Annotated in this window: 2 protein-coding genes; both read right to left on the minus strand. The window is 62.9% G+C overall.

Features of this window, described 5'->3' with window-relative positions; translation table 11 throughout:
* Positions 1-3 precede the first annotated feature (3 nt).
* Positions 4-12987: an Ig-like domain-containing protein gene (locus tag KOL70_RS20555; protein ID WP_215481495.1), complete on the minus strand. Its 12984-nt coding sequence runs from the start codon at positions 12985-12987 to the stop codon at positions 4-6.
* 200 nt (positions 12988-13187) lie between these two features.
* Positions 13188-13883, minus strand: coding sequence for an EAL domain-containing protein (locus KOL70_RS20560; protein ID WP_058776232.1), 696 nt, complete (start codon positions 13881-13883; stop codon positions 13188-13190).
* Positions 13884-14074: the final 191 nt, after the last annotated feature.

Genomic DNA, 14074 nt, shown 5'->3' on the forward strand with positions numbered 1-14074 from the left:
CCACTAAGCCGTGTGGTTTTGATGCGGTTGCTGCAGCAACTCCTCCAGTGAGACGTTTACGCCTTCCAGGGTAATCAGCTGCGTACTGCTGTACCCCGTGCCGCTGCCGTCACGGTCAATCGACAACACCGTATTGCCGTCCGCGGTATGATCCACTTTCACAAAGTCATTGATATTACTGGTGGAATCATTCCAGCCGATCAGCAGACTGCTGACGTCGATCTTGTCACCCTGCGCGACGTTAAAGTCGGTCCAGGTGTCGTGACCGTTGCCGCCGGTGGCATCTGCGCTGCTCAGCAGGTGGTAAACCAGCGTATCTGCGCCGGCACCGCTGGTAATGGTGTCGTCGTAGGCGCTGCTGGTGAGGCTGTCAGCCGCGGCGCTGCCCGTGATGGTCGGGTGAAGCTCAATGGTAAAGGTGTTGCTGGTGATGGTGCCGTCGGACGACGCCAGGGTGTAGGTAAACACCTCCTTATGCGTGATGTTCTGGATATTCACATCCGCGTTCAGGGTATAGGTATAGCTACCGTTGGCGGCGATGGTCAGCACACCAAAGTCCCCGGCCACCGCCGTGCTGCCCACGCTGCTCACGGTGGTGAGATCGCCGTGCTCATTGAGGATGCTCAGCGTGCCGCTGTGGCTGACGTTGCTGTCTCCCCAGATGCTGCCGCTGGCATCGTGCTCGCTGCTGGTGGTGGTTTCCGCCGCCAGACTGGTGGTGGCGAACAGCGCGGTGGCCGCACCGTTATGCAGCGTCACCGTCAGCGTCGCCGAGGTCACTGCACCGCTGGCATCCCGCACCGAGTAGGTGAAGGTGTCTGCGGATGGCAGGGTATCGATATCCAGCCCGGCCTTCAGCGTGTAGGTGTAGTTACCCTTCGCATCAATGGTCAGCGTACCGTAGGTGGTGTTGATCACCGTATTGCCGCTGGACGCCACCGCGCTGCTGCCCACCGACGCCACCGCCGTGCCGGACGGAATCGTCCCGGCGATCGAGCTGGTGTCGTTGGTCAGCAGGTTACCGGTGACCGTCGCAGCGGTGGTGACCGCCAGCGTGGTGAAATCCGACACCGTGCTTACCGTGGTGGTTGGCAACACGCTAATGTTGGTGGTGGCTGCCACCACCACCGCATAGTTGCCGGTCCCCAGTCCGGTATAGGTGACGTTTGCCCCTTTCAGCGTACCGATCGTCAGCAGCGCGTTAATGTAGTTGGTCTTAATACTGATCAACTGCCACGAGCCGTTCGCCTGCTGTTCGTACAGGTTTAACGAATAGTTGGCGGCCACGCCGAGACTGGTCACCGAACCGTTGAGCGTCACGGTACGGCTGTCATCGTTACCCACGCTGAACAGGTAAGCATTACCGTTGTTCAGTACGCTGGCATTGAGCACCGTACCCAGCCCCACGGTCAGCAGCGCGGTGTGCGACGAGTTGACCGTACCGTTGTTCACCGTTGCCTGCGTGCTGGTGTAATCCACCTCGTTGCTGTCGTTGGTCGCTACGATGCGAATCGCACCGGTCAGCGAGGCCCCCGGCGAGACGTTACCGGCGCGATCCGTCTGGATCACCGAGAGCGGCGCACCGGTGATCTGCGCGGTGGTGAGCGTCACCGACCAGTTGCCGCCGCTGCCGACCGTGGTGGTGCCGAGCGCGTTGCCGCTGGCATCGCGCACCGTCACCGTGGCCCCCACTTCACCGCTACCGGTGACAAGGGTACCGGCGCTGTTGATCGCCAGCCCGCTTACCGCCGCCGGAGGCAGGGTATCGACATTCACCGTCGCCGTGATGTTGCCGGTGCTGACGTTACCCGCCGCATCGGTCACCGTGGTGCTCAGCGTGTGCGCGCCGTTCGCCAGCGTGGCGGTGGTGAAGCTCCAGCTGCCATCACTCCCCGCGGTCACAGAACCAATGGCGCTGGCACCGTCGTAGATGGTGACCACGGCACCCGCTTCCGTGGTGCCGCGCAGCGTTGGCGTGGTATCGCGCGTAAAGGCGCCGTTCGCCAGCGTCACCGGCGTACCGCTGATGTCATCAATAATGGTCAGCGTACTGGCGACCGGCACCACGGTGTCGACGATCAGCGTGGTCGACACCTGCGGGCTGACGTTGCCCGCCGGATCGGTCTGCGTCACGTTCAGCGTGTGGCTGCCGTTGCTCAGCGCGTTGCCCACCACGAAGCTCCAGCTGCCGTTGCTGCCCACCGTGGTGCTGCCCAGCAATGTAGTGCCGTCGTACACCGTGATGCGCGCGCCCGCCTCGCCGTTGCCGCTCAGCAGCGGCGTGCTGTCGTTGGTGACGCCATTATTCGGAATGGTCACCGCCGTGCTGCCGTTGTTGTTGAGCGCCAGCAGATTGGTGATGGCCGCTGGTGCCGTGGTATCGATGATCACCGTGGCCGCGGTGGTGCCGCTGACGTTACCTGCGGCATCCGTTACCGTCACCGTGATCGGGTGCGGACCGGCGCTCAGCGCCGCCAGTGGCGTGAAGCTCCAGCTACCGTCCGCCTGTACAATCGCCGTGCCCAGTGCCAGACCGTTGTCCAGAATGGTGACGCGTGCCCCGGCCTCCGCCGCGCTGACGCTGCCGCGCAGCGTTGGCGTGGTGTCGTTGGTCGCACCACCGTTGACGATGGTGGCACCGGTCGCATCATTAATAATGGTGAGACTGGTGTTCGCTGGCGCCACCGTATCCACGGTGAGGTTAATCACCTCGGAACGGGGACTGACGTTGCCCGCGCTGTCGGTCACCGTCACGCTCAGCGCGTGGGCGGCATTGCTCAGCGTCGGCGAGACGAAGCTCCAGCTGCCGCTGGCGTTAGCCTGCACCGTTCCGAGCAGCGTGTTGCCATCGTAAACCGTGACAATTGCGTTCGCTTCCGCCGTGCCCTGCAGCGTCGGCGTGCTGTCGTTGGTGACTCCGTTATTAACGATAGCCACACCGGTGACGTCGTTGGTCAGCGTCAGTCCGGTTGCCGCCAGCGGCGGCGCGGTGTCGACGGTCAGAGCCAGGGACGCTGCGGGACCGGTATTGCCTGCCGCATCGGTGGCCGTCACGCTGAAGGTGTGTAAACCGTCAGACAAGGTGCCAGTGACGAAGCTCCAGCTGCCGTTGCTGGCCGCGGTTACCGAACCCAGCACCGTATCACCATCGCGGATGGTCACGATGCTGTTGGCTTCCGCCGTACCGCTCAGGCGTGGCGTGCTGTCATTGGTGACGCCACCCGCCGCAATCGCCACCGGCGTGCTGCCGTTGTTGTTCACCGCTGCCAGCCCGGTGATAGCCACCGGCGGCGTGGTGTCGATCACCAGCGTGGCGCTGGTGGTGGCACTGACGTTACCGGCCGCATCGGTGACCGTGACGTTGAGCGTATGGAGCGTTTCGCTCAGCGCCGTGGCTGGCGTCAGCGTCCAGTTACCATCACTGCCCACCAGCGCGGAACCGACCAGCGTGGTGCCATCCAGCACGGTGACGATGCTGCCCGCCTCCGCCCGGCCACTCAGCACCGGCGTGCTATCACTGGTGACGCCGCCATTCGGGATGACGCTGCCGCTGACGTCGTTGGTGACCACCAGCGTGGCCGCGCCCGGCGCAACGGTATCGACGGTAATGGTCACCGGCGTGGTGCGCGGGCCGGTATTGCCCGCCGCATCGGTGACCGCCACGCTCAGCGCATGCGCGCCGTTACCCAGCGTCGGTGAGACAAAGCTCCACGCGCCGTTGCCGTTCACCTGCGCCGTGCCGAGCAATGTGTTGCCGTCATAAACGCTAACCGTGGCGTTGGCCTCGGCGCTGCCGCTCAGCGTTGGCGTAGTGTCGTTAGTCGCGCCGCCAGCCGGTATGCTGACGCCGGTAACATCGTTAGTGATGGTCAGGTTGGTGGCCACCAGCGGTGGCGTCGCATCAACGATCAGCGTCACGCTGAGCGCCTCGCCGGTGTTACCCGCCGCGTCCGTTTCCGTGACGCTGAAGGTGTGACTGCCGTCGCTCAGTGCCGCAGAGGTGTAACTCCAGTTACCGCTGCTGCCGACCGTTAACGAGGCCACCACATCGCCATCGAGGCGAATGGTCACCACGCTGCCCGCTTCTGCCACACCGCGTAACAGTGGCGTGTTGTCATTAGTGGTACCGCCGTCAGCAATCGTCACCGGCGTGCTGCCGTTGTTGTTGCTGGCCGTGAGCGTCAGATCGTCCGGCGCCAGGGTATCAACGATCACCGTCGCGCTGGTGCTGGTGCTGACGTTGCCCGCCGCATCGGTCACCGAAACGCTCAGAGTGTGCGAACCTTCAATCAGCGCTGTCGCTGGCGTGTAGCTCCAGTTGCCGCCGGACGGCACGGTCAGCGTGGTCAGCACATCACCATTGTTGAGGATGGTGACCGTGCTGCCTGCTTCCGCTACGCCGCTCAGGGTTGGCGTGGCATCGCTGCTGAAGCCGCCGTTGAGCACCGGCTGCGCGGTATCATCGTTGGTGATGACCAGCGTCGAAGCGTTCGGTGCGATGCTGTCCACAGTGAAGTTAAGTGCCGGGGTGAGAGCACTGCTGTTACCCGCCGCATCGCTGACGCCCACGCTCAGCGCGTGCGCCCCTTCGCTCAATGCAGGCGTGGTCAGCGTCCAGCTTCCACCCGCGCCCACGGTAACCGACGCGATAGCGGTGTTGCCATCGTACACCGTGACCAGGCTGCCCACTTCGGCGCTGCCGCTGAGTACCGGCGTGTTGTCATTGATGACGCTGCCGTCGCTAATCGGCACCGCCGTGCCGCTGCGATCGTTGCTGATCACCACATCAGCAGCCACCGCCGGCGCGGTGATATCCACGGTGAAGCCGAGGGTAGCCGATGGCGTCCCCTCATCACCGCCAGGGTTTTGCGCGGTAATGTAGTATGCGTAGCTGCCTTCAGCCAGCGTCGGCGTATAGCTCCACTGGCCGTTAGCATCCGCCGTAACGCTGGTGATTACCGCATCCGTATTAGCGTCATAAATACGAATCAGCTGACCGGCTTCGGCAAAGCCGCTGAGCGTTGGCGTGGTGTCGCGGGTTACCGCGCCGTCTGCCAGCGTCACCAGCGTCGTGCCCGTGTCGTCAGTGATTTGCAGCGTCGAGGTAGCTGGCGGCAGATCGGCCTGCACGTTAAGGCTGAACGCCGGCGTCGCCGTGCTGACGTTGCCCGCCGCATCGGTCACGGTCACGGTGAAGCTGTGAGGTCCGTTGTTGAGCGCTGCGGTCGTAAAGCTCCAGGCCCCGCCCGAGCCGGCCAGCGCAGTGCCCAGCAGCGTGGTGCCATCGTAGATGCTCACCGTGCTGCCGGCTTCTGCCGTGCCGCTCAGGGTTGGCGTGTTGTCATCGGTCGACGCGCCGTCATCCAGCGGGCCCGTCGTGCCGCCCACGTTATCGGCGACCACCAGGTCAGGAACCGCGTCTGGCACCAGCGTATCGATGGTGACATTCACCGGACCCACCGGCTCGCTGACGTTGCCAGCGGCATCCACCACCTGCACCGAGAAGGCGTAGCTGCCATCCTGCAGCGCGCTGGTTTCAAAGCGCCATACGCCATTGGCATCGGCGACCACCGAGCCAATCACCGTATCGTCCTGCAACAGATTGATGATGGCACCGGCCTGCGCCGTTCCGCTCAGTACCGGCGTGGTGTCGTTGGTAAAGCTGCCATCCACCAGCGGCAGTGCGGTCGGACCGTTATTGGCGTTGACCTCAAACGACAGCACCGGATCCGGCCCGACGGTGTTAACCGTCACGCCAACGCTCACCGGGTCGCTGACGTTACCCGCGCTGTCACTGACGACGACCGTCAGCGTATAGCTGCCGTTATCCAGCGGCGACGTATTCAGGCTCCAGTTGCCTTCGCTGTCCACCGTCGCCGACCCCACCAGCACGTTGCCGTTGTACACGTTGACGAGACCACCCGGCTCACCGCTGCCGCTCAGCAGCGGCGTGTTGTCGTTGGTGGCGCCACCGTTGGCGATGGTGACAAGGTTATCCGGATCGTTGTCATTCTGCAGCAGCACGGCGCTGACCGGCTGCGGCGGCGTGGCATCAACCTGAACGGTGAAGCTGGAAGACGGCGCACTGACGTTGCCGAGGCTGTCCGTCACCGTGGCCGTCAGGGTGTGCTGACCATCGGTGAGCACGGGCGACAGGAACACCCATTCGCCGTCCGCATTGGCGGTGGTCGAACCCAGCACCACATTGCCATCGTAAATAGTCACCAGGCTGCCAGCCTCCGCCGTACCGCTCAGGCGTGGCGTGTTGTCATTGGTAAAGGTGCCATCGGGCACCAGTACCAGATCGGTGCCGTTGTCGTTATTCACTTCCAGCGTGGCCTGGGCCGGAGCCTGGCTATCCACGGTAAAGGTAATCGGTGCCGACGCCGGTCCGGTGTTACCGGCCGCATCGGTGACCGTCACCGTCAGGCTGTGCGCCGCGTTGGTGAGGGTTGGCACGTTGAAACTCCACGCGCCGTCGCTGCCCGCAATCGCCGTACCAATCGGCGCGCCATTATCCAGAATGTTCACCGTGCTGCCCGGCTCAGCAACGCCCGCCAGCAACGGCGTGGTATCGCTGGTGGTCGATCCCGACGGAATATCTACCAGCGCACTGCCGTTGTCATTGGAGAGACTGATTTCCGTCACCTGATCCGGTGCGGTGGCGTCAATCACCAGCTGTGCCGTGACCGGCGCGCTGACGTTGCCCGCCGCGTCGCGCGCCACAACGGTTAAGGTGTAGCTGCCGTCACTCAGCGCGCTGGCCGGCGTGAAGCTCCAGCTGCCGCTGCTGCCCACAGTGACGCTGCCCACCGGACCGTTCTGCGAGGTAATCACAATCAGGCTGCCCGGATCGCCGCTGCCGCTCAGCACCGGCGTGTTGTCACTGGTTAAGCCGCCGTTCGGGATGATGACCGGATCGCCGTTGCCATTGTCGCTGGCGACGCTCAGCTGGGTGACCGCCGACGGTGCTACGGTATCGACGGTGATCGCCACGCTGGCGCTCGGTGCGCTGACATTGCCGGCGACGTCAGTAACCGTCACGCTGAGGCTGTGCGAGCCATCGGTCAGTTCAGGTGAGAAGGTCCATGCGCCGTCGTTATCTGCCGTCGCCGTGCCGATCGGCGTCTGTCCGTCATAGACGATGATGATGCTGTTCGGCTCCGCCGTTCCGCTGAGCAGCGGCGTGCTGTCATTGGTGTTGCTGCCTGAGGTGATTGGCGTGGCCGGATCGACATTGTTGTTCACCAGCAGCAGATCGACGACCGCGTCCGGCGCCGTGGTATCCACGATAAAGCTAATTGGCGCGGAAGGATCGCTGACGTTACCCGCCGCATCAGTCACCGTTACCGTCAGGCTGTGATCGCCCTCGTCCAGCGTACCGGTAACAAACTGCCAGCTGCCATCGGCGCCCACGGTCACAGAACCGATCGGCGTTGTGCTGTCGCCATCGTAGACAGTGATGATACTGCCCGCCGTGGCGCTGCCGGAGAGCTGCGGCGTGGTGTCGTTGGTCGCGCCATTGGCGGCAATCGCCACCAGCGTGCTGCCATCGTTATTGCTCAGCACCACGTCCACTGGTGCTGCCGGTGGCGTAAGATCAACGGTGAAGGTGTACGGCGCGGACTCCGGCCCGACGTTGCCTGCCGGATCGGTGACGCTGGCCGTCAGGCTGTGACTGCCCGCTTCCAGGGCGGTATCAGGCGTGAAGCGCCAGCTGCCGTCATTGCCGGCGGTAGCCGAGCCGATGATCACGCCGTTGTCGCGCACGATCACCACGCTGTCAGGCTCGGCGCTACCGCTCAACACTGGTGTGGTGTCGTTGGTCGCCCCGCCAGAGGCCACCGGTACGGCCGGATCAACCTCATCGTTCACCAGCAGCAGGCCGGTCGGCTCGGCCGGTGCCGTGGTATCCACGGTAAAATCAATTGCCGCTGACGGTGCGCTAACGTTGCCCGCCGGGCTGGTAACCGTGGTGGTCAGGCTATGTTCGCCCTGGCTCAGCGTCGGTACCGCATAGGTCCATGTGCCACCGGCACCCACCAGCACGCTGCCCAGTACCGTGTTGCCATCGAGGATGGTGACGGTACTGCCGGCATCGGCGGTGCCGCTCAGCTGCGGCGTGGTGTCGTTGGTCGCGGTGCCGCTGTTAATCGGCTGCGGCGTCTCGCCGTTATCGTTGTTCAGCACGACATCAACGGCGGCAGACGGCGTGGTGAGATCGATAGTGAAATCAAACGCATCAGACGCCGGCCCGCTGTTGCCCGCCGTGTCGGTGACAATGGTGGTCAGGCTATGCGTGCCCGCCTCCAGTGCCGGATCCGGCGTGAAGCTCCAGTTGCCGTTTGCATCGGCCTGCGCCGAGCCAATCACGCTGCCATTGTCGTAAATCGCGACGAGGCTGCCCGGCTCCGCGCTACCGCTGAACAACGGCGTGGTGTCATTAGTGACGCCATCCGCCGCGATCGGCAGCGGCGTTGCGCCCTGATCGTTAACCAGCAGCAAGTCTGCGGCGGGCGCCGGATCGGTGAGATCGATGTTCACCTCCAGCGGAGCAGAAGGTGCGCTGGTATTGCCAGCCGGACTGGTTTCGGTCGCCGTCAGGCTGTGCTGCCCCTCGCCCAGCGCAGTGGCTGGCGTGAAGCTCCAGCTGCCGTCGTCGTTAACCGTGGTGGTGCCCAGCACGGTATTGCCATCCGAGACGGTGATGGTGCTGCCGGCGGTGCCGCTGCCGCTCAGGACCGGCGTGGTGTCGTTAGTGGCACCGCTGGTGATCAGCACCGGCGTGCCGCTCTGATCATCACTGAGCTGCACATTGCCCGGCGCGGCTGGCGTGGTGGTATCGATGGTAAAGCTGAGGGCGGCCGAGGGTTCGCTGGTATTGCCAGCGGTATCGGTCACCGTCGCCGTCAGGCTATGGTCGCCCGCTGCCAGCACCGGTGCAGTGAAGCTCCAGCTGCCGTCGTTGCCGACGGTGGCGGTGCCCAGTACCGTATCGCCATCGGAAATGGTCACGGTGCTGCCCGGTTCCGCGCGGCCACTGAGCACCGGCGTAGTGTCATTGGTGAGGCCATTGCTGACCGGCACCGGTGTACCGCTCTGGTCGTTGCTGAGCAACAGCTCGCTGGCCACGGCAGGGGCGCTGGTATCGACGATGACAATCACCGCCGTGCTGCCCGGCCCGGTATTGCCCGCCGTGTCGGTAACGGTGGACGTCAGGTTGTGCTGCCCTTCGCTAAGCGGATCGGTCGGGGTGAAGCTCCAGCTGCCGTCGCTGCCTGCCGTCGCCGTGCCCAGCACCGTATCGCCGTCGCTGACGGTCACGGTGCTGCCAGGTTCAGCGGTACCGCTCAGGGTTGGCGTGGTGTCATTAGTGCTGCCGCCTGCGGCAATCGGTGTGCCGTCGCCATTGCTGAGCTGCAGATTGCCTGCCGCCGCCGGTGCCTGCGTATCGACGGTGACGGTTACCGGTGTTGACGCCGGTCCGGTGTTGCCGGCCGCATCGGTCACGGTGCTGGTCAGGCTGTGGCTGCCATCGCTGAGGGGCGGCGTGGTGAAGCTCCAGTTGCCATCGTTGCCCACCGTGGTGCTGCCAATCACCGTACCGCCATCAGAGATAATGACCACACCGCCGGCTTCGCCGCTGCCGCTCAGGGTTGGCGCAGAGACGTTAGTGCTGCCAGTGCCCAGCGGATCGCCGTCATCGTTGGTCAGCTGGATGCCAGTCGGTGCTGCGGGCGCGACGGTGTCGATGGTGATGGTGATTACCGGCGAATCCGTCACCGTGCCGCTGCCGTTATCGGCGCTGGCGCGGAACGCGTAGGTGCCGTCGGCCAGCGCCGCTGGCGTGAAGCTCCACTGTCCGTTGCTGCCCGCGACCACGCTGCCCAATACCGTGCTGCCGTTGTACAGGGTGACGAGATCGCCCGCCCCGGCCTGGCCGCTGAGAATCGGCGTGCTGTCGGTGGTGCTGTCGTTATTGGCCAGTTCGACCAGCGTGCTGCCGTTATCATCGGTGACAATCAGCAGGCTGCTGGTGGCTGGCACGCCCGCCTCGATGTTGACTGTGAACACCGGCGATGCCGGACTGACGTTGCCGGCCGCGTCAGTCACCGTGGTGGTCAGGCTGTGCTGCCCGTTGGTGAGCGCATCTGGCGTAAAGCTCCAGCTGCCGTTGCTGCCGGCGGTAACGCTACCGAGCAGCGTGGTGCCGTCATAGATACGCACCACCGCGCCCGCTTCTGCCGAACCGCTCAGGGTTGGCGTGCGATCGTCGGTGGTCTGGCCGGAAGCCAGCGCGCCGGTGGCGCTGCCCGCGTTATCCGTCACCTGCAGGCCGCTGACGGCGGCAGGGGCGGTGGTGTCAACGCTAAAGGCGATCGGCGTTGATGCCGGGCTGACGTTGCCGGCGGCATCGGTCACCGTAGTGCTCAGGCTGTGATTGCCCTCGCCCAGCGCTGGCGTGGTGAAGCTCCAGCTGCCGTTACTGCCCACGCTGACGCTGCCGAGAACGGTGTTGCCATCGCGAATCGTGACAATACTGCCGGCTTCCGCCGTGCCACTCAGCAGCGGTGTCGCATCGTTGATCGCGCTGCCGCCCGTCACCGGCTGTGCGGTACTGCCGGCATCGTTCAGCAGTGCCAGATCGCTGGCTGCCGCCGGTGGCGTGGTATCAACCGTAATGTTCAGGGTGACGGTGTCAATCACATTGCCGTCAACGTCGGTAATGGTGGCGCTGAACGCGTGGCCGCCCTCACTCAGGTTGCTCAGGGCAAAGCTCCACTGCCCATTGCCGTCGGCTGTGGTGCTGCCGAGCAGCTCGCCGCCGTCAAAGATGCGGACGAGGCTGCCCGCCCGGGTCAGGCCGGCGAGGGTCGGGCTGTCGTCATTGGTGACGGCGCCGTTTTGCAGTGAGACGAGGGTATTGCCGCTGTCGCCCACCAGCTCAATGCTGGCGCTGGCGGGTGGCAGTGCAGCGTCCACATTGACCACAAATTCCGCGGTCGCGCTGCTGACGTTGCCCGCCGCATCGGTTTGCGTAACGGTCAGGCTGTGGCTGCCGTTGCTGAGCGCTGGCGTGGTAAAGCTCCAGCTGCCGTTGGCCCCGACAAGAGTATTGCCCAGGAGCGTGCTGCCGTCGTAAATGCTGATCAGCGCACCGGCTTCGCCGCTGCCGCTCAGGGTAGGAGTGTTGTCATCGGTGGTAGCGCCCGACGTCAGCGGGCCCTGGCTGGCACCCACGTTGTCGATCACCTGCAGATCGCCGATCGCCGCCGGTGCGGTGGTATCGACGGTGACCACGATAGCCGCTGATGCCGGACCGGTGTTGCCGGCGCTGTCGGTTACCGTGGTAGTCAGGCTGTGATTGCCGTCGCTGAGCGCTGGCGTGGTGAAGCTCCAGCTGCCGTTACTGCCGACGATAGCCGTGCCGAGCACGACGTTGCCATCGCGTACCGTAACGGTGCTGCCGGCCTCTGCCGTGCCGCTCAGCACCAGCGTGTTGTCATTGCTGCTGCCGCCGGCGGCAATCGGCGTCACCGTGCCATTGCTGTCGCCGGTCAGCAGCAGATCGCCTGCCGCGCCGGGCGCCACGGTATCAATGGTGACCGTCAGGGTGACGGAGGTGGTGACGTTACCGGCGGCGTCGGTGGCAACCGCGCGGAACGCGTAAGTACCATCTGCCAGCGTGGCGGGAGTGAAGCGCCACTGACCGCTGCCGTCGGCAATAGTACTGCCCAGCAGCGTGGTGCCGTTGTACAGCGTGATGACGGCGTTAGCGCTCGCCAGGCCGCTCAGCACCGGCGTGCTGTCTTTGGTACTGGCGCCATCGCTCAGCGTGCGCAGCGTGGCATCGCTATCGTCGGTAATTTGCAGCGAACTGCTGGTTGACGGCAGGCCCGCCTGAATCGTCACCACAAACGGCGAGGACGCAGCGCTGACATTGCCGGCAGCGTCCGTCAGCGTCACGGTCAGGCTGTGGCTGCCATTGCTCAGCGCTGGCGTGGTAAAACTCCAGTTGCCGTTCGCGCCCACCAGCGCCGTGCCGAGCAGCGTCTGACCATCGTAAACGCTGACCACAGCGCCCGCTTCACCGCGGCCGCTCAGGGTCGGCGTGTTGTCATCGCTGCTCGATCCGTTTGGTACCGGCGTGGTGCTGCCGCCGCTGTTGTTGGTCAGGGACACGTCCGTGGCCACTGCCGGTGGCTGCGTATCGACAGTGAAATCAACCGGGCTGGTGGCCGGACTGGTGTTGCCGGCAGCATCGGTAACGGTAACCGTCAGGCTGTGCTGCCCTTCACCCAGAGCGGGTGTCGTGAAGCTCCAGCGGCCATCGGCACCGACGGTGACCGTACCCAGCAGCGTGGTGCCGTCGTAAATACTGACAATGGTCCCCGCTTCGGCCGTGCCGCTTAGCGTAGGCGTGTTGTCATCGGTGCTGGTGCCGCCCGTGATAGCGCCCTGCACGCTGCCCGCGTTATCCGTGATCAGCAGATCGCTGACTGCCGCCGGTGCCGTGGTATCACCGCCGCCGCCATTGTCGCCGCCGCCGTTATCCCCACCGCCGCCGCCGCCACCGCCGTTGTTACCGGCGATCAGCGCACCGATACCGGCCAGCGCGGCGCCGGCGATACCAAAGGCGGTCAGTGTGCCGTCACCCGTGACGTTTTCCGCTAACAGCCCTTCCGTGCTGTCGATAGAGACAAACTGGAAGCCTTCTGTGCCGGGATCTTCCACCCACCACAGCGCGCCTTTGTCGTCCTGCAGCACCAGATCGCTGTCGCCGTTAGCATCGTAGAATTTATGAATAACAACGACTTCACCGGATTTAGTGGTGACCACTAAATCACTACCATTGCGTGTGAAAGACTTAATATCAGCCTGATTAAGGTTGAGCTTAACCACACTGGGAGCAGTCAAATTAACCTGATTACCGCTCACTTCAGTAGCAATCGTTCCGCCTTTAGGCGTTACAGAGATATTGTTCATTTTATCGATATCCCGCGCAGTTATAAGCTTAATGGCATCCATAAAAATGCCCGGTATCGCCAGACACCGGTATTCTTCGCGAATAATTCAATGAATTACTCACATCCTCTCCAGGCCGGTTTCATCTGCCAGAGGCACAGTGAAAACGCGCTGAGTCGTTATTTGCCGCCCGTGCGAAAAATAGCTCTGCCGAACTCTTTTCAGACTTGCGCCAACAAATCAGTGAGATAGACGCTCTTCCAGTGGTAGCCTTGCATGCCGTAAATTGATTTTTGCGACAGCAAATCAACCTGACGTTGATGTTCAACGCCCTCAATAATCACGCCGCGACATAATTGATTGAGGTGGTCGAGCAGAATGTCGAAAGTGCGATCTTCGCCAAATTGCCAAAAAAATTTTTTATCAATCTTGACGATGTCGAATATTCCGCTATCGAGCATGGTCAGGTTGGAATAACCCGGACCAAAGTCATCGAGCCATAACGGGGCCGGCGTGATTTTGGCTACGCCTTTCAGGATCAACAGGTCGGCGCTATTAAAGCGTGCGGTGAAGAAGGCAGAGATTTCCAGCCGTAATCGCGTCAGCGCGGCCAGTTTTCTTTGTATTTCAGCATCTTTAAAAATGCCTGAAACAATATCTCTGTCTACATTAACGCTGATGACCTGCTCAAACCCCGCATGGTAAAGCTGAATAAGTTTTTCGACCTGGTGGAGGAATAACTGCCATTTTTCGTCAGCAGAAAGCCGACTGAAGAACCCTGCATCCCTGTCAGGGTTACGCTTATTATTGGTATCTGCATCATCTGCGAAACGCGTCAACAATTCCCATGCCACCACTTCACCGGAAATAGCGTGAACCGGCTCCAGCATCAGAATGTAGTCGGATTTGCAGCGCATTTTACGATCCTTACACTGGCTGATAGCGCGTTAAACCGTCAGCTTTTCTCATGTGATTCGTAAGGGAAACATCGATAAAACTTAACACCTTAACTGAAGGTTAACTTACAACTTACATTTTGAAAAATAGATTTCAGTGAACAACAGCGTGAACTTTAATCGTTTAAACCAATCAATAAAGCTTCATTTTC

Source organism: Pantoea sp. B270 (assembly GCF_018726825.1).
Taxonomy (GTDB): domain Bacteria; phylum Pseudomonadota; class Gammaproteobacteria; order Enterobacterales; family Enterobacteriaceae; genus Pantoea; species Pantoea dispersa.